Origin of the sequence: Quyinboa ferrireducens (assembly GCF_042436675.1) — a bacterium.
GTDB lineage: Bacteria > Bacteroidota > Bacteroidia > Bacteroidales > UBA5342 > JBHJHP01.
Window position 1 is genome coordinate 451,863 of record NZ_JBHMVA010000001.1, and the last position, 19,445, is coordinate 471,307.

Here is a 19,445-nt window from a genome sequence, read left to right on the forward strand (position 1 = left end):
TTACTTTTAAAATTTTTCACCTCACAAGCATTATTATTCGTTCATTCGTATCTGACCTTAAAGTTTTTACAAACTGTTTTAGTTTTACAACTTTTTCATTTGTTTCATCTATTTCAGTTTTTTCCAGATAACTTTTAAAATACTCAGGATATACAAGCATTCCCATGTCACTCTGCGGAGTTGTAAAAGAGGGCCAAAACGGAAGACCTCTATCAATATCATTTTGCAGCAGAAGGGTTGTCTTATTTGCCTGATTGGGCGGGGCGGCTCCCTGATTTTTTTTAGTAACAGTTTCTTCGGTGAGTGCCAATTGTGTTAATTCTTTAGTTTTTTTATTATAAATAGCTTTATAGTTTTCGTGCTCACCATTCTGATCATAATATGTATAACTTAGGAATAAATATTTTTCAGTCTCTATAATAGATTTAATCATAATTTTATTCTTTAATCCAAGATTGGTTTGATACCAGTCTTCATCGGTAATTTTATATTCACCCAAATTAAATACATAAACCGGTACCAGGCGGTTAAGTGGAATAAGCCGGAAAATGGTGTCACTAAAACTCTTCTTGAACGAAAACATTCCATTATACTTCCAGTTTATGATTGACGAAACCGATCGGATTACGGAATTTGTTATCGGGCGTTCCAGCTTGTTGAACTGAGTAAATTTGCACAAGGTATCTCCCTGCAAATTAAAGGTTGCCAGCATACAACCATTCTCGGATGCACTAAGATGGGAATTTACCCCGGCATAAAAATTAGATGAAATTCCCAAAATCTGAGTGGAAGATAATCCTGGAGTACCACTTCGATAACCTTCTTTGCCCATAGCAATGGTCTCGCCTTTAGTGAATGAACCGTCATCTGTACTCTCTTCATCTTTAGGAAATTGAAGTGTTGGGCTTGCATTCCTTAACTCATAACTAAAAAGGGTGACTTTTTCATTCGGGTAATCAGTGAATTTGTAAAACACCCTGTTACCTGCAACAGACACATGATTTCCCCATATGCCACGATAGCTTTCTTTGTTGAAATATCCGAAAAGTTTTTGACCGCTTAATTCGCGTGATCCTATATTACTATTGGCAATGGGTTCGATGTATGCTCCGGTCTTTGAAAAACGATGCACCCCAAAATTGTTATAAAGAATAATATCATCTTTGGTGAAACCAACATTTCCTCCCATGTGCGGTGAAAAATACAGTGAATCGTCAGGTACGCTAAGCCGAATGTATTTTATGTCTTTTGCAAATTCACTTAATTTAAAGGTTTTAACCGGAATCTGTTTTGTAAAATCAATAATTACGGGGGGATGTTCAGGATCAACACTTCGGTCTTCTTTTAACCGAAATCCTTTGGGAAGTTTAGCTAAAGAATCGGCCAATTGTTTTTCTTTTTCTTCTCTTTGTTGCTGCTCGTAAGCCAGTTGTTCTTCTTCGGTACGGATAGTTTGCACCAGTGATTTTTCATCGGTTTTTAGTTTGTTGCGATTGCAACCATAGAATAGAATTCCTAAACAAAATATTATGATGATTGACTTGACCTGCATAACTATTTCAATTTATATATGATTGCTACATGATCATTTTCGTCCAGTTGTTCTATGAATCGTTTAGTTTCCTGTTTACGGGATGCCTCAGGATGTTCTAATAGTGGATTTTGTATCAGATATTTCAATGATGATGCAAGAAGAATCTTACACTCCTCGTTTTGGCTGTTTAACGTTTTTGGCCAGTAAGAAAGAAAGCCATCACTATCATCAGGTAATCCGTGTTTGCAGTTGCTTACAGTAATAAACTCTCCGGTCTGTTTTCGATAAATCCCGAATTTTTCTATACCATCAATATCAAAATACTCAAAAAATATTTTGTTGGAAGTTTCAACAATATCACTACTGAGATAAATTTTACCGGACAGTTCCCCCGGGGAGAAGTATTCATTTGGTGTAGGCTTATATTCCCCAAAATCGAAAACATATTCAGGTATCAGTTTATTGGGAAGTATAACCTTAAAAACAGTATCCGAAAACATTGGGTAAATAAACAATTGTCCGTTGAAGAAATATCTCCTGTTTCGCGTGTCTCCCCGGCTTATAAGGGTGTGTGGATAATTTTGAACGGTATTGTTATTACTAAATTTACAGATTGTATCATTTCCGGGGCCGTACATCACAAGATTCGTTCCTTTGGATGCCGTGCTCCACGCCGAAGGAACGTTAATAAATATATGCTCTCCTAAAGGAATGGTTGTAGCAACTGAAGTAAACCGATTTTGAAAACTTCCGGCCTGTCCTTTCGTGAGCCGGGCAATTTCTTTACCCGGTAATTCGGGAGGAATTCTCTCAACTGATGTTGGGAGAGTTATAGTTGAGCCCGGAGTTTCTAAATTGTATTGTCTGTAACTGTATTTCTGTTTTTCGAAATCAACCGTTGTATAATACAAATTGTCTCCCAAAACCCAAACTTCTCCAACCTGGCCGCGATAAAAAAGATTTCCGGATGACCAGGAGGTTCGTACGCCTCTGTACATATTTTCAATTCCCATATTTTTAATTTCATTTTGAATGATGGGTTTTAAAAATTTCCCGTCCCTGTTGTACAGATAAATGCCCGAAACACCATAAACAATAATATATTTAGATGTTAATTTGGCTGAAAAGGTCCCATTTCTAAGATTTGTAGAATCAGGGATAGGATCCAGCCGGATGTATTCGACGCTTTTTACCACATCTGAAAGGACAAGACTTACAGTGTCGGTTGGTTTTTTTGCTATATTGATTATTTTGGGCATGTTCCCCTGTTCAACATTTCGGTCTTCTTTAAACCGAAACCCTTTGGGAAGTTTAGCTAAAGAATCAGCCAATTGTTTTTCTTGTTCTTCTCTTTGTTGCTGTTCGTAAGCCAGTTGTTCCTCTTCGGTACGGATAGTTTGTACCAGTGATTTTTCATCTGTTTTTAGTTTATTCCGGTTACAGGAGACCGTTATACTCAGAACCATTATAATCAGCAAAAGGCTTGATAAATTCTGCATAACCGTATACCAATATCTTTTCATAATCAGGATATTTTATTTGGCTTCTTTTTTACTCATATCTCAAACTATCAACCGGATTTCTGGTTGCTGCCTTCCATGATTGAAATGATACCGTCAGTAATGCAATACCCAGGGCCAGTAAACCGGACAGAGCAAAAATCCACCAGCTGAGGTCTGTTTTGTATGCAAAACTCTCTAGCCATTTATGCATGATAAACCATAGAATTGGAATGGCGATGATAAATGCAATCGAAATCCATTTGATGTACTTTTTATTGAGCAGAATCATCACTTCAGTAATTTTTGCTCCATTAACTTTGCGGATGCCAATTTCTTTGGTGCGTTGTTGAATGGAATAGAGCGAAAATGCAAACAGTCCCATAATTGCAATAATGATGGTTAGCACAATAAACAGTTTGGAAACCGAGAGAAGCTGTTCTTCTGACTGATAGGCGGCATTTAATTCTTTGTCCAGGAATACCGGATCAATACTGGTATGGTAAACAGATTTTGAAATGCTCTTTAGTTGCGATGCGACAGTTGCGGTGTTCTTCTGATTATACCTGACCAGTAAAAACCGGTAATTGGTCGCTTCATCCGAATTCACAAAAAATGCAAAATTACCAACCGGGTTGTAAAGCGACTCATAGTTAATATCGTTAATGATCCCATTAATATGAAAGGGAACTTTTGATTCATTAGGTTCTTCGTCTTTTTTAAAACTCCCTGCCTCGATCTCATCTTGGGTATAACTTTTTGCCAGTTTATTATACAGTGTTCTGTTAATAAAGAAATTTGTACCGGTACTTACATTAAATGTATCAATTGTTTTGATGCCAAGGACAGGTAGTGCATCCGGATTTATCATTGCAAATTTCACAGAATAATTATCTTCAGATGTTCCGAGATTGGTATCCTGCAGCCGAAAACCCGGATAATGCATGGCACTTCCAACAGCCAGAATACCGGATACTGACTTTGCCTTTTCTTTAAATACACGAATATTGGTAGTCGTTCCAACCGGAGCCCTGAAAATCATGACATTTTCAGGAGAATAACCCAGATCTTTTGTATGAATGAAATTGATCTGTTTGTTCAGGAGCATTCCAAATCCGGCTATTCCGATGACCACAATAAACTGAAATACAATAAGTGGGATTACCTTTTTATTGGCTCCGTTTTTACGTTGTCGCACAGGTCTGCCTGAAGTCGTAAATATTGAAACCAAAATGACCAGAAGTGCCAGCAGAAGTAAAAATATCCAGAATGTCGCTGTAAAGGTATGAGGTACCCAGCCATCGAAGTAGTGATGACCGATTTCTGATTTGAAGAGTTGAATAACTGATAAAGTGATCACAACAGCAGGAGTGACCAGTAGCAGAACTTCCGACAGCAGGCTCTTTATTTGCGATAATCTGCCGCTACCCAGAAAATGTAAAATTTGAGTTCGCTTTTCCCTGAATTGAGAGCGGGCAATATTCGTGATAAGAAAATTAAGGACCACTGTTATGAATAAAAGTATTCCGACAATCAGAAGTGTGTTAAGCTGAGATTGTTTTACAGCAGGTGATATGTCCCGTATCAGTTCAGGATTAAAATGAATGTCACCAAGCGGCTGAAGCTGCATCGAAAATGCCTCAACAGGTGGTCCGTGGGCATCTTTCAGGAGGGGAGTTACCATTTCAGGTAATTGACGTTCAAACTCAGTGGCAGATACACCAGGAACCAGTGTCAGATAGGCATATGCACCATATACTTTCGATTGTTCAAGGCGGGAAATGGCCTGTTCGTAAAATCCTTTTTTAGAGTGGATCAGATCATACTGTAAATGTGAGTTTTGACTGTTTTTATCCAGAATGCCAACGATGGTGGCTGTTCTGTTCTCAGTTGTTCTACCATTAAGATAGGTGATGTCTATTGTTTTGCCTATAGCATCTGCGCTGCCAAACAGAGCCTCTGCGGTTAATTCATTAATTAAAACAGTATTGGGAAGTGCCAGATCCGCAGTGTTACCCTCTTTTACCGGAATCTGAAAATAAGAAATGAAACCTGTATCCGCATAAACCGGATTGGATATTCTGAAAGTTTTTTTCTCTGCAACGACATCAAATTCCTCATCATTTTTATAAAATACAGTTGACCTCTCAACTGCAGGATTTTCGTGTAATACCTTATCGAATGTCGCAAAAGTACATGCCCAAATTGAACCCTCGTTGAGGCCCGTAATAATTCTGTAACTCCGGTCACTGTGCTTCACATTTTTATCAAAAGAATAGTGGTGATTCACAAACAGAAGGATTAAAACGGAAACCGTAAACGCAACAGATAATCCGGCAATGTTAATAATTGCAAGCGTTTTATTGTGAAGTAATGTGCGCAGTGCCAGTTTAATGCTTTTCATGACTATGATGCAATTTACGGCGTTATTATATTTTAATTATTCTATATAATTTTCATTCTCTTTGATCCTTTATTCTGTTTCTTCCGCCAGTCGGTGGAGAGTCAGCCGGGTAAATAAAGACTGTTTATTCATACCTCAACGCTTCCACCGGGTTCCTTGTAGCTGCCCGCCAGCTCTGCCAGCTTACCGTGATCAGCGCAATTCCAAAGGCCAGTATTCCGGCCAGGGCAAAAATCCACCAACTCAATGTGGTTTTGTATGCAAAGTTTTCCAGCCATTTATGCATGGCATAGTACGCGATTGGCACAGCGACAATAAAAGCAACGGCTACCCATTTGACGTAATCTTTGTTAAGCATAGCCAGTATCTCTGAAATTTTAGCACCGTTTACTTTACGGATACCTATTTCCTTGGTTCGGTTTCTTGTTGAATATATTGTTAATCCCAGTAATCCAAAAGCAGTAAGGAAAATACTGATGAATGAAAAGAATCGAATCATTATTGCAGTTTTTGCATATTTAACGTGAAGCAAACTGAACTTGTCTATAATAAAATCATAATCAAACGGCTTATTCGGGAAAAAGGTATGCCATTTATTTTGAATCTGATTAACTGTTTGTGAAATGTTATTGGGTTCAAGCTTTATCTGTAGTACTTGAGCACCGTCGTAGTATGAATATTGGTTGTTCTGATAAATAATTATTGGTTTAACCTTGTGGTTAAATGGTCTTGTATAGAAGTCAGCAACCACACCTGAAATAGTTATATAGGGCTCATACTTTGATAGAGGTTTGCCAATTGGATCAGCAATCCCATTACTTTTAACGAATGTTTCGTTGACGATTGCTTTATTTTTATTCAAGTTAAAATCAGAGGTGAAATTTTCTCCATTTATTAAAGATAAGTTATGAGTTTTAATGAAGTCCCTATCGACGGTATAAAATGTTTCTGTCATGTGATCTTCATGTTCTCTTTCAATGGCATATAGATAGCTTCCACAAGAAATTGTTCCATCAGCGATATCTGGCTGCGAGACGATTTCATCTTTAAAAGCTTTTAGTTTATGAAATGGAAGGTAAGACGCATTAATTTCAATAAGGTTTTTATTTATGTTTGCAGTTTTGGTGATATAGCTTAGTTGCTTGGAATAAACAATTGTTCCTATAATTAAAATAATGGATATGATAGATTGGATAACTACCATCCCATTTGTGAATTGTATTTTTCGAGATGGAATAGAACGTTTACTTAAAAGGGTTAGTGGTCGATTACCTAACCTAAAGAATAAATATGCAGATGGAACAATTGTAAGTAGAACCAATAAAATAAAATAGTATAAGAGAACCCATTTGCTAAATAAAAAGGTTGCCGTAATGTGTGCTCCAAATATTGAATTAAATGTTGGAATCATTAGTATTACAAGGCCAAAGGAGAATAAAAATCCAATCAGGATGGTTATGCAGGTTTCAAAAAATAAATGAAAACGTAACTGTGTTTTGTCTGCACCTAACAGAGATTGGATGCCTATATTTTTTTCATTTTTTAATAACTTAGCCAGGTACATATTGACGTAATTAAAGCATGATATGAGAAGAATACATATGGCTGCAAGAATACCTATGTTTATAAATGATTTATCGCGATGGACAATGAATTTCCATGCTTGCATTATCTCTGATTTATCGTAGTAAACCTTAGAGATTGGTTGCAGGTAATATTGAGATTCTTCAGACAAGCGGGGTAATAAATCTCTATCTGCTTTCATTTTTGAAAGGAGTGTTACTAATGAGTTTTCATCGTCGAGCTTAACGAAGGTTACGCCACCCCGGTAGGTTTTAGTATTGATTGGGAGTAAAATGTCATATTTAAGGAATGATGCAGTTGTTGAATTGTCAATTACTGAGGTAATTATATAATTATTCGACTCCCCTTGTGAATTGGAAACTGAAAATGACTGGCCTAATACATCCGTTCTGCCAAATACTTTTATTGCAGTTTGAACTGAAATTGCCGCTTCATTTGGCGAAGATAGAGTGCGATGAATATTTCCGGCAATCAATGGAATCGGGAAAAAGTCAGCAATGCTTGTATCTGCACCAACAAATTGCATGTCTGTCAACTGGATCTCTCCGGCTTTAAAAACATTGGTTCCATATATAGTTTGAAAACGGCAATAATTTTCAATTTCCGGAAAACGCTCTTTAAAAGTTTGGGGAAGTTCAGACCTTGTAAATAGCGTTTTTTCATCGCTATTAATATTTACAGGGTTATCACTTTTGATTAAGAAAATACGATCGTTATCAGTACTTCCAAGAGAAATTTGCCATTCATTAATTATGAAAGCTATAAATAAATTAATACAGGCAAGTCCGATTGTAAGGCTAATAATAGAAATAGTTGAATAAATCTTATTTCTTTTCCAGTTACGAATAATAAGGTTGAAATTGGTTTTTATGATCATAACTTTTAGTTTGGACTTGATAAATTATTAGTTATTCATACCGTAGTGCCTCTACCGGATTCCTAGTTGCAGCTTTCCAACTTTGCCAGCTTACCGTGATCAGCGCAATTCCAAAGGCCAGTATTCCGGCCAGGGCAAATATCCACCAACTCAATGCGGTTTTGTATGCAAAGTTTTCCAGCCATTTTTGTGAAGAATACCATGCTATTGGAATAGCAATTATAAAAGCAAAAACTACCCATTTAATAAAATCTTTATTGAGCAACTTTAGTATCTCTGTGATATTAGCACCATTAACTTTACGCAATCCAACTTCCTTTTTACGATATTGCGTGGTGTAGCTTGCCAAAGCAAATATTCCTAGTGATGATATCAATATGGCAAAAATGGCAAAGTAGCCAACTATTTTTGCTGTTCGTTCTTCTTTTTGATAAGCTGTATTTAAAGCATCGTTGATAAAATTAAGGATCAATGGCTCAGTGGGGGCAATATCTTTAAAAATCTTTTTTGTTTGGTTTACAATTGAACCTAAATTATTGCCATTTCCTCTTATCAGGGCATAGGATGCCCAATTAATATCTGATACCATAAAAACAGTAGGACGAGGCTCCTGGTACAATGACCTGAAGTTCATGTCGTTAACTATTTGGTTTATAGTTATTTTATTATTTTGAAATTCGAACTCGTTATAAGGAGGTTCGAGTTCTAATTCGCTAACTGCTGTTCTGTTTAGCAAAACGGCATAATTCTGGTTTCCTGTATTATTTGTTAATGAAATTCTTTTTTCTAATGGGATTCCCAATGCAGAAAAAAATGCAGTATCCACTCTGAACTGGTCAAAACTAAACGGTTTGTCGTTGTAAACGAATGAATAGTTATTAATAGGGCCTCCCGGAAAATCACTGCAAAACGATACAGCTTCTACTCCGGGTATTTTCATCAATTCGTTTCGGAATGTAGCGATTTGTTTATTGATTTCAGTATTCATTTTCACATAAAAAGTATGATCTTTATCAAAACCAAGGTTATAGTTTTTCATAAAGTTGTTCTGCTTGATTATGAGTATAACAACAATAATTAAAACTATAGATATGGCATATTGAAAGACAACCATTGCCTTTTGGCTGAAATTGCTTTTAAGGCGCGATGGTACCCCTTTAACTATTTCTACTGATTTGTAACCAGAGAGAATAAGCGATGGAATAAGCCCCGCAATAAACCCTATTGCAAAAACCACAATGATACTGCGCAGTAAAAATCCCTGGTTGAATACATCCGAAAATCTAAAGTCTGTATTTACCAATTGATTAAATACCGGCAGTATAATAGCGGTTAAAACAACAGCTATTAAGGTTGAAATAAAGCTGATAATGGTCGATTCCATTAAGAACTGGTTAATGATACTCCAGCGAAATGACCCTATAATCTTTTTAATTCCGACTTCTCGTGCCCTTTTGACAGATTGAGTAATACTCAGGTTTATGTAATTTACAGCTGCGATAAAAACGATAGCCAGGGCAATTATAGAAAGCACACTAAGGAATTTCTTATTTCCTTGCCTTGTCCCGATATAGCTGAGAGCCGACCGCTCAAAGTAAACATCTTCAAGTGGCATGAAGGAGATTTCATTATTCCTGTTATTCTGATAAACCCAGTAGAACTTTTGTATTTTGGACAGTAGCTCTGCTTCACGTGCTTTAATATCACTATTTTTATGAGCCATTACGTAAAGCCCAAAAGAACTGTTGCCATAACTCTGCAAAAATTGCTGTATCCCTTTTTCATCTCTGCGGCCCCATATTCTGGGCAGCATCGAAAAATTCATTAACATATTAGGTTTTACAAAATGAGTATTGTCTTTGAAATCTTCGAAGATCCCGGATACAATAAAGCTGTTTCCACTAAATTCAAGGTTTTCTCCAATGGGGTTTTTATCTCCAAAAACTTTTTTTGCAAAGCTTTTGGAAAGTACAACGTTTTCATTTGCAGCTAATAGTCTGTCTGGTTCACCTGCCAAAACCGGGAATGAAAACATAGTAAAAAATGCAGAGTCAACTAACAGGCAATTGCCACTTTCAAGTTTTCGACCGTCATAATTAATTATTCCGTTTACCGAATATACCCTGGTATATGCTTCTGCTTCGGGTACATTATTTAAAATGTATTGTCCAAATGGCGGACCAAAAGTTTCAATATTGTCGCCATGTACCCTGTATATCCTGTCTTTGTTTCTGTGAAAAGAGTCAACAGAAGTTTCGTTTGAAACGTATGAGGATAGTATAAGTACAACTGTAACTGCAATTGCCAGGCCAAATATATTAATTAAGGATTGGAGCTTATTATTCCATAAGTTGCGAAACATTAGTTTAAATTGGGTCCAAAACATATTATTTGGTTTTAAAATTTGTTATTCATACCTGAGTGCTTCGACCGGATTTCTTGTCGCTGCTTTCCAACTTTGCCAGCTTACCGTGATCAATGCAATTCCCAGTGCCAGTAATCCGGCCAGGGCAAATATCCACCAGCTTAAAGTGGTTTTATAAGCAAAATTCTCGAGCCACTTATTCATGACGTACCATGCAATGGGTGTGGCAATGACAAAGGCAATAACCACCCATTTTACAAAGTCTTTGTTAAGCATAGCCAGTATCTCTGAAATTTTAGCACCGTTTACTTTACGGATACCAATTTCCTTTATCCGGTTTTCTACCATATTTAAAACCAGTCCCAGCAAACCAAGGCAACATAAAAACAGGGCCAGACCGGCTATGATACTGATGGAATCTGCCAGCTTTTGTTCTTTGTTGTACTGCTGCGCAATTATATCGTCATAAAACTGGTAATTAAAAGGGTATGCCGGGAAAAATTTCTTCCATGTTTTTTCAATTGAAGCAATGGTTTGTGGAATATTTGTACCGTCAATCCTAAGGGAAGCATTTGAAATATAATTACCCAACGGACTGAATTTTACACCGTCAATCTCCTGATGCATCGACTGACTGTTGAAATCAGCAATGAGCCCTACGATTTCATAATCGTGAATCTTTTTATGAATTGGGTTCTCGTAACCGCATTCTCTGGCAAGTTTTTCGGTTACAATACAAACCTTTTTGTCACCATGTAAAAAATTTCTGCCGGCAATCAGTTTCAGATCTAATACTGTAAAAAAGGATGTATCGCAATCAATGTCATTGTATTTTACATCATGGCCATTAATTTCCTGGTCGCTGTAAGAATGAATTCCCATTGGAACGCCATCCGATAATGTCAGATTCTCAACTCCCGGGATGCGTTGCAATTCAGCCGCGTACGTTTTTATCGTTTGTGGATTATCTATGGAATAGTGCAAATTCTGTTTGATAAGATAGCTGGTCTCGAACCCCGGATTTTTATTTTTCATGAAATTTATTTGTTTGAAAATCATCGAGACAGAAGCAATGAGGGCAATTGCTGCTGCAAACTGAAACACTAACAAAATTCTTGAAAACGAGCTTAAGCGCATTCTGCCGGACAGCTTTTTCTGTAACAGGCTGACAGGATTAATACCTGAAAATAACCAGGCCGGGTATAACCCAATCGTAAAAAACAGAACCAATAATACACCCATAAAAGGAAGCATATACGATACGTGCGTCAGGATGTTCAGTTGTATTTCAGAACCAACGAGCTGGTTAAAAAATGGCAGCAGTATAAGCGATAAAACAATGGCAATGCCAAAAGATAAGCTGATCACCAAACTACCAGAAACAGTGTAATATCTGAACATGTTTTTTCGGTGTGCTCCGTTTACTTTAAGAATGCTCACCATTTTCGATTCAGCATTCAGATTCGACAAGCTCAGATTGACATAGTTTATACCAGCGATAAGTATTACGATTAACGTAATGGATAACAACAGGCTAAAAAGAGGGTGATTAAAATGGTTGAAGTGTTCATCCCTGAAATCAGTGTTGGAAAAAATATCGGCGAGGGGTTGCATCTCAATATTGGGCGTAAAACTGTACCATGGAAACCGGTAAGTTGATTTTATCTGAGCGGTCACACTGGAAGGATCTGCATTTTTGTTCAGTAAAACATAATAACTGAAGAGTTTAACCTTCCAGCTTCCGTTCTGGTTGCCAAAATTTCCTCCGCTCCAGGGCAATTTATCTGTATAAAGTGATACTATGGCATCTGATTTAAAATGCGATTTTGCTTTAATATCCTCAAAAACTCCGGAAACATAAGCCGTTGTAACCATATTTAGCCTGACCGGCTTCCCCAGTGGATTTTCCTCTCCAAACAGTTTTTCAGCCAGTGATTCGGATAAGACAATTTTATTGGGAGCATCAATCAAATTTTGAGTTGTCCCCGCCACGATATTATAATCGAACAGATCAAAAAAAGTTGAATCCGCGATAACCAGGTGACGAATACGTTGAACAACACCATCTTCTGTTGATAGCATAGACCCAAAAATGTTAACCCGGCAGGCTTTATCAACGCCGCTTACTGTTGTACCAAGGGTGTTATAATACTGATCATCGAGCCTGACCTGCTTTTTAGGTGTATTGACCAGCCGGTAAATTCGGTCATAGTTTGTCTGATATTTATCAGAACTTTGTTCATAGGCATAATATGCCGATGTCAGAATCACCAGGGCCAGACATAGCGACAGGCTGACGACAGAAAATACCATAAAGCGTTTTTGCCTTAAAAGGGATCGTATGACCAGTTTTATTAGGTTGTTCATTCCTGATAGGTTTGCGTGACTTTTTAATTCTGCATAACATCGGCAGACACTTCCTCATCGCTTTGTACCATCCCGTCAGCAATTCTGATAATGCGTTTCCCATAGTTAGCAAAGTCTTCGTTATGGGTAACCTGGATGATGGTTATGCCATCTTCTTCGTTCAGTTTTTTCAGCAATTCCATAATCTGTCTTCCCTGTTCGGAATGCAGATTTCCTGTCGGTTCATCGGCAAGAAGCAGTTTGGGCTTTCCAACAATGGCACGTGCAATGCCTACCAGTTGTTGCTGTCCACCTGAAAGTTGTTGTGGAAACAGATCTTTTTTAGCCACCATGTTGAACCGGTCCAGCATATCGGCTACCATGGCCTTCCGCTCTTTGGCCTTCACACCCTTATAGATAAGGGGTGTTTCAATGTTTTCGTAAACGGTCATCTCGTCAATCAGGTGAAAGGCCTGAAAAATGAAGCCCACATAATTCCGGTGAAATTCCACTTTCTTTTTTTCTTTCAGGGTATGTGCCGGTTGATCCAGAAAGAAATACTCGCCCTCGTTGGGTTCATCCAGCATGCCGATTATATTTAACAGTGTCGATTTACCTGCTCCACTGGGGCCCATAATGGTTAAAAATTCACCTTCGTTAATGGTCAATGAGACGTCTTTCAACACAAACGTGCGTTGAAACTTGTTGTCGTAGTACTTGTAAAGCTTGTTAAGTTGTATCATTTTATTAAAGTTAATTTCTATGTGTCCATGAAAATTTAAAATTAAATTTTAGAATTTCATGGAAAAAATTAGTATATTTACCATGAAAATTTAAAAATTACTATTGCGATTTTATCAATATTACACTTTTAAGGATATGATAAACAGAAGAATACTGGATGAAATACTGGATTCGTTGAGTTATTTCCCGGTTGTTTCAATTATTGGTCCGCGGCAGGTTGGAAAAACTACTCTGGCAAAGCAGCTTATGGATCAAATTGAAAAACCAGTTATCTATCTTGATCTGGAAATTCAGTCTGATTTGTTTAAACTGAATGATCCGGAGTTATTCTTATCCAATCATTCCACCCATCTTGTCGTCATAGATGAAGTCCAGCATAAAAAGGAGCTTTATCCGTTGATTAGAGGCCTGGTAGATCAGGAACGCAAACCGGCACGTTTTCTTTTACTTGGGTCTGCTTCGCCTGAACTGATTCGGCATTCATCCGAGTCTCTGGCCGGTCGCATTGCTTATCATCGCCTGTTCCCTTTTGATTTAACCGAAGTTGCAGAATCCGTCAGTCAAAACGATCTGTGGATTAAAGGAGGATTTCCAAATGCGCTTTTCCCTTCAAAACCAGAACTGAGTCAGCGATGGATGGAAAACTTTATTGAAACCTACCTTAATCGGGATTTGCTGCAACTTGGACTTAGTGCTTCCCCAAGGGTAATCCGCGATTTGTGGACAATGATGGCTCATCTCAATGGTCAGTTACTAAATGCGACAACAATCGGAAAATCGCTTGGGATAACAACGCCAACAGTAAAGCGATATATAGACTTTCTGGAAGATGCTTTTTTACTAAAAAGTCTCCAACCCTTTCATTGGAATATTTCTAAGCGTCTGGTAAAAACCCCCAAGGTTTATTTAACCGATACAGGAATACTGCACCATTTATTGGGAATAAAAGATTTCTTTTCATTATCAGGAAATCCTGTAATAGGTAATTCCTGGGAAGCCTTTGTATTTAATCAGGTATATGCTGTTAGACCAGATGGTTCAAGTATTTATTTTTATCGTACTCATCAGGGCACAGAAGTTGATTTGGTTTTTACACGTGGGCTTGCTGTAATAGCAACAGCAGAAATCAAGTATTCAAATTCACCGAAACTGACTAAAGGCAATTTTCAGGCCTTTGAGGACCTGAAATCTCCAATGAATTTTGTTATTACACCATCTTCTGATGATTATCTTATCAAAGAACGTATCAGGGTATGTTCCCTTAATGATTTTATTTATAATTATTTATCAAAATTTTAACCATTTGTTATTCAGTGTCTCACTTAAAGTGAGGCCCTGAGTGCTTGTATTGTAGTCTGTACTACAGCAACACATCGCCCAGTTGTTTTTTAACTTCTTCGGTAATGATTTGTCCGTCGAACAGGTTTACTACGCGGTGGGCAAATTCAGAATCGTGCAGCGAGTGCGTAACCATGACTATGGTTGTACCTTCCCTGTTAAGTTCAGTGAGCAGGTTCATTACTTCCAGTCCGTTTTTAGAGTCGAGGTTACCGGTAGGCTCATCAGCAAGGATTAATTTTGGGTTTGCGACCACTGCACGGGCAATGGCCACACGTTGTTGCTGACCACCGGATAACTGTTGCGGAAAATGTTTGGCCCGGTGCGAGATTTTCATCCGTTCCAGCACTTTCTCCACCATTTCTTTGCGTTCCCGAACCTTAAGTTTCAGGTAAATAAGGGGTAGTTCCACATTTTCATACACATTAAGTTCGTCAATCAGGTTAAAACTCTGAAATACAAACCCGATATTCCCCTTTCGCAACTGTGTCCGGTTACGTTCTTTCAGCTTACCAACTTCTTCTCCATCGAAAAAATATTCTCCTTCGCTTGGGTTATCCAGCAGACCGATGATGTTCAATAAGGTTGATTTTCCACATCCGGACGGACCCATCACGGCAACAAATTCTCCCTTGTCCACGTGAAAATTTACTTCATTCAGTGCCAGGGTTTCAATATCTTCGGTCCTGAATATTTTTGAAAGGTTTTTCGTTTTGATCATGTCTTTTTTGTTTGGGCTTTTATAAATATGATGTTGTTTATTTGTTCCTGTATTGTTTAATAATTTCATTTTAATGCCGGCATTAATGCAACGCAGGTATTGTGAATTGCATATTCCTTTGCCAAAGCTATGCCATTGTACTAAGTTGCACATAAATAGCGTATTATAAAAATAATTTTAAAAGTTCTGTCAAAATAATTTACAGGTTGTGCCAATAATTTTTACATCTGAACATCCGAAAACATCATCTGAAGACGATAAGCAGGCAATAATTTATGTATAATATTTAGACATGCGTGTAAATTATTTTTACACATGAAAAATAAAATGTAATTTTAAGATCCTGATATAATGAGTTTTATGAAGCCGTTTAGTTTTGGAGTGATTTTAGCATTTGCAGCAGTATTAACCGCTTAAGAATTATGACCACTTTAAAAAAAGCAAACATATTAATTGTTGACGATAACAAAAGTATTCTGCGTGCAATTGAACTGTTACTCAAAGGGCAGTGTAACCAGGTAACTTCACTTACATCGCCAAACCTTCTACTGAGTGAACTGCAACGGCAATCCTATGATGTTTTGCTGCTGGATATGAATTTTACAGCAGGGATTAACACCGGTAACGAAGGCATTTACTGGTTACAACGGGTTTTGGAAATCAATCCGGCCATCAGTGTAGTTATGATTACGGCTTATGGAGATGTAGAACTTGCTGTAAAAGCCATCCGGATGGGGGCAACTGATTTTGTCCTTAAACCCTGGGAAAATGAAAAAATGCTGGCTACGGTTGAGTCTGCGTATAAGCTAAACCAGTCAAAAAATGAGATCAGCAAGCTGACCAGGAGACAGGATCAGTTGGTGGAGGAACTGAATAAAAGTCGCAAGGAGCTTATTGGCAGTTCTACGGCCTGGCAAAAAATCCTCACCCTGGTTGAAAAGGTAGCCGGAACAAGCGCCAATGTGCTGATCACAGGAGAAAACGGTACGGGAAAAGAATTAATAGCCCGGGAAATTCATCGGTTATCCAGCCGCAGGGATAAGATTATGGTTACGGTAGACATGGGATCGGTACCCGAGACACTCTTTGAGAGCGAGCTTTTCGGACACAAAAAAGGATCGTTTACAGATGCCCATGCAGACAGGACAGGTAAAATTGAAACGGCAAATGAAGGAACGCTGTTCCTTGATGAAATTGGCAATCTCCCGGTTGCCATGCAGGCCAAATTATTGTCTGTGCTACAGAACAGAAAGGTGACAAAAATAGGTGACAATAAACCGGTTGAAATAGATATCCGCTTGATTTGTGCCACCAACTGCAACCCGAGCCAGATGGTTATTGATGGAATGTTCAGGGAAGATCTTTTGTATCGGATCAATACCATACAAATAGAATTACCACCACTCCGGGAACGTTTAACAGATATTCCGCTGCTTGCAGAATTCTTTTTGTCAAAATATGTCCGCAAATACAATAAGCCGGAACTTCGCCTGACATTGGCGGCTACAGACAAACTGATAAGGTATTCATGGCCGGGGAATGTAAGGGAATTGCAGCATGCTGTTGAACGGGCCGTCATTCTGTGTGAAAAACCAGAAATTGAACCCGGCGATTTCATGTTTAAATCAGAGGAACTGAACCGGAGTGTGGATTATGAAGGAACACTGGAAGAGATGGAAAGGACCCTCATTCAACGTGCCATAGATACACAGAACGGTAATATGACTGCCGTGGCCGGTCAGTTGGGAATAACACGGCAAACGCTGTATAACAAAATTAAACGGTATGGCTTATAAGCGGTTCAACCTGATTCTGAACTTACGAATATTAATTTTGATCCTTTTAACGGCTGCAACCGGATATACTATTGGAGCGGGATTGTCATGGATGACCACTACTGCGCTGTTATTGCTGGACATAATTAGTGTTTTGGCTTTGATCCGGTTTCTCAACACAACCAATAAGCAAATCAGTTATTTTATTCAGGCCGTAAAAAATGATGATACCACGCTAAGGTTTCCTCCCGAAACAGGGAATAAAATTATTAATGAATTACACGAAACACTGAATGAACTCAACATAATTCTTCAGCAAACGAAACAGGAGAGTCGGATCAAAGAGCGCTATTTCAGCGAAATCCTGCAAAATATAGCCACAGGGGTGATGGTGATTAACGAAAGAGGTTTTATTACCGAGGTCAACACAGCCATACTCGAACTACTGGGGCTCCAAACCCTGACTCATATGTCTCAGTTAAGCCGGGTTGATCCGAAGTTCAAATCCGAAATTGATCAGCTTGATAACCATCAGAAACAGGTGCTGACATTAAACGGGAAAAATGATAAGACTCAGGTCATTGCACGTTGTTCGGTGATTAATTTAAAACATGAGAATATTAAGCTGATCACGATTCAGGATATTCGCGGTGAACTGGAACGGAAGGAAATTGATTCCTGGGTGAAGCTGATACGCGTATTGAGTCACGAAATTATGAATACGCTGGCACCGGTTACATCCATTGCACAAACCCTGAAAGGTATCTGGAAGGAAAAGATAAAAACTGATGCATCGTTTTCAAAGGACGACGATATTGAGAGCACCATTGGCGGATTAGATGTGATAGGTGAAAGGGGCGAGGCACTGATCCGTTTTGTCCAATCGTACCGGATCCTTACAAAAGCTCCCCAACCCAAACTTGCACAGGTAGAAATAAACAGCTTTTCTGACCGCATCAAGATACTGATCTCTCCTTTGAAGGAGGATTTTAAAGGTGAGATCAGATATAACACCCAACATGAAGAGTTTACCTTTATTGCCGATGAGCAGATGGTTGTACAGGTAGTTATCAACCTTGTAAAAAACGCCATAGAAGCCCTTGGATCCATTCCCGATCCTGTGATAGAAATAGCTTGTGAAAAAACAAATAATGCCATAGAAATTTCCGTTTCGGACAACGGAGTCGGTATTCCAGAAGATATTCTGGACGAAATATTCATTCCGTTTTTTACGACCAAAGAAAACGGATCCGGTATTGGCTTAAGCCTTTCGCGCCAAATTATGCGATTACATGGCGGAACATTAAAAGTAAGTTCCTCACCCGAAACCGGCACCAGGTTTACGATGGTTATTCCGGAACGCTAAAATATTCCTTTTTACCTGATGACATTTTGATATCTGTTCGATGTACGGGTAAAGAACACGAATATGAGATTGAAACACATTGGTTTGTTTATTTTGATCGGCATGTTGTTCTCCTGCAAAAAACAGCAGAGTGAGCTGGATGCTTTTAAAAGTGTTAAGTCCACATGCGAAGATATTACCGGTGTGAAAGGGTTATACTGGGACTTATCCAATGGCGTAGCTCGCGGTGATATTCCCGGTGGTGTGCCGGTCATTGAGAATCCCGATCCAAACAGATTTACGTATACCGAATGGCCCTTACTGAGCGTTGAATTTCCGGTTGGCTACAGGGCTGAAAAGCTCGGGGACGGAAATCCAAATCTGATAGGTGTAGATGTGATCCGAAACGATAACCTTGTGGTATGGCGGTATTACAACGATATATTTTCGGGTCAGCTAACGACAACTGATGTATTAAGGGCAGAGATCAATAACTTTTTAAATGGTTTCGGTTTCAGCGCTGATCAGATACAGATTGACTGCACCAACGGTCCAAAAACACAGCCAATCACATCAAGTATGTTTACAGGTTTCGAGAGCAGGCTGATTCAGGTTGGCGATATGACAGCTCAGTTTACAGCAAATGTTACCTATGCATCTGATCTCAATACATCGTTCTATCATGCACAGGTGAGTTTTGCGCCAATAGGGGAATATGAGACGGTGGTTATGTCAACATTCCTGCCGATACACTGGCAGTTATTTGTGACAGATAAGGAATTTGTTGATTCTGACGGGGACGGTGTTGTTGACCAGAATGATAATTTTCCGTTCGATCCTAAACGGCAGTAGTTGGAGGTTATAGACAAGGAATAATTTAGAATGATTTAAGATTGGGAAAAACAATTGCGAT

General features: G+C 38.5%; 12 protein-coding genes. 4 read left to right on the forward strand and 8 right to left on the reverse strand.

Annotation, left to right across the window (positions count from 1 at the left end):
• Positions 1 to 16: 16 nt before the first annotated feature.
• From ACE01N_RS01685 to ACE01N_RS01715, 7 genes are all read right to left on the reverse strand, one after another.
• Positions 17 to 1,552 (reverse strand): DUF4933 domain-containing protein, encoded by a 1,536-nt coding sequence (locus ACE01N_RS01685; protein ID WP_380584178.1) that lies wholly within the window; start codon positions 1,550 to 1,552, stop codon positions 17 to 19.
• A gap of 2 nt (positions 1,553 to 1,554) precedes the next feature.
• Positions 1,555 to 3,057: a DUF4933 domain-containing protein gene (locus tag ACE01N_RS01690; protein ID WP_380584180.1), complete on the reverse strand. Its 1,503-nt coding sequence runs from the start codon at positions 3,055 to 3,057 to the stop codon at positions 1,555 to 1,557.
• Between the two features lie 28 nt (positions 3,058 to 3,085).
• A complete protein-coding gene (locus tag ACE01N_RS01695) occupies positions 3,086 to 5,437 on the reverse strand; it encodes an ABC transporter permease (protein WP_380584182.1) in 2,352 nt (783 codons plus the stop codon).
• Between the two features lie 124 nt (positions 5,438 to 5,561).
• Positions 5,562 to 7,898, reverse strand: a complete 2,337-nt coding sequence (locus ACE01N_RS01700; RefSeq protein WP_380584184.1) for an ABC transporter permease — start codon at positions 7,896 to 7,898, stop codon at positions 5,562 to 5,564.
• Between the two features lie 31 nt (positions 7,899 to 7,929).
• Entirely contained in the window at positions 7,930 to 10,284 is a 2,355-nt protein-coding gene (locus ACE01N_RS01705) for an ABC transporter permease (RefSeq protein WP_380584186.1), read from the reverse strand.
• A 21-nt stretch (positions 10,285 to 10,305) separates the two neighbouring features.
• Positions 10,306 to 12,630 carry an ABC transporter permease gene (locus ACE01N_RS01710; protein ID WP_380584188.1) on the reverse strand — a complete coding sequence of 775 codons (2,325 nt, stop codon included), beginning with the start codon at positions 12,628 to 12,630 and terminating at the stop codon, positions 10,306 to 10,308.
• Positions 12,631 to 12,653: 23 nt separating this feature from the next.
• Positions 12,654 to 13,352, reverse strand: coding sequence for an ABC transporter ATP-binding protein (locus ACE01N_RS01715; RefSeq protein WP_380584190.1), 699 nt, complete (start codon positions 13,350 to 13,352; stop codon positions 12,654 to 12,656).
• Positions 13,353 to 13,488: 136 nt separating this feature from the next.
• On the opposite strand from ACE01N_RS01715, the gene ACE01N_RS01720 reads away from it, so the two are divergent.
• Positions 13,489 to 14,652 (forward strand): ATP-binding protein, encoded by a 1,164-nt coding sequence (locus ACE01N_RS01720; protein WP_380584192.1) that lies wholly within the window; start codon positions 13,489 to 13,491, stop codon positions 14,650 to 14,652.
• A gap of 61 nt (positions 14,653 to 14,713) precedes the next feature.
• On the opposite strand, the gene ACE01N_RS01725 is transcribed toward ACE01N_RS01720, so the two are convergent.
• The gene (locus tag ACE01N_RS01725; RefSeq protein ID WP_375727893.1) at positions 14,714 to 15,412 is read right to left on the reverse strand and encodes an ABC transporter ATP-binding protein; all 699 of its coding nucleotides are present in this window, start codon (positions 15,410 to 15,412) and stop codon (positions 14,714 to 14,716) included.
• 422 nt (positions 15,413 to 15,834) lie between these two features.
• On the opposite strand from ACE01N_RS01725, the gene ACE01N_RS01730 reads away from it, so the two are divergent.
• From ACE01N_RS01730 to ACE01N_RS01740, 3 genes are all read left to right on the forward strand, one after another.
• A complete protein-coding gene (locus tag ACE01N_RS01730; protein WP_380584195.1) occupies positions 15,835 to 17,208 on the forward strand; it encodes a sigma-54-dependent transcriptional regulator in 1,374 nt (457 codons plus the stop codon).
• A complete protein-coding gene (locus tag ACE01N_RS01735) occupies positions 17,198 to 18,553 on the forward strand; it encodes a sensor histidine kinase (protein WP_380584197.1) in 1,356 nt (451 codons plus the stop codon). The genes ACE01N_RS01730 and ACE01N_RS01735 overlap by 11 nt, the downstream gene beginning before the upstream one ends.
• 63 nt (positions 18,554 to 18,616) lie before the next feature.
• On the forward strand, positions 18,617 to 19,384 hold the full coding sequence (locus tag ACE01N_RS01740; protein WP_380584199.1) for a hypothetical protein: 768 nt from the start codon (positions 18,617 to 18,619) through the stop codon (positions 19,382 to 19,384).
• Positions 19,385 to 19,445 lie beyond the last annotated feature (61 nt).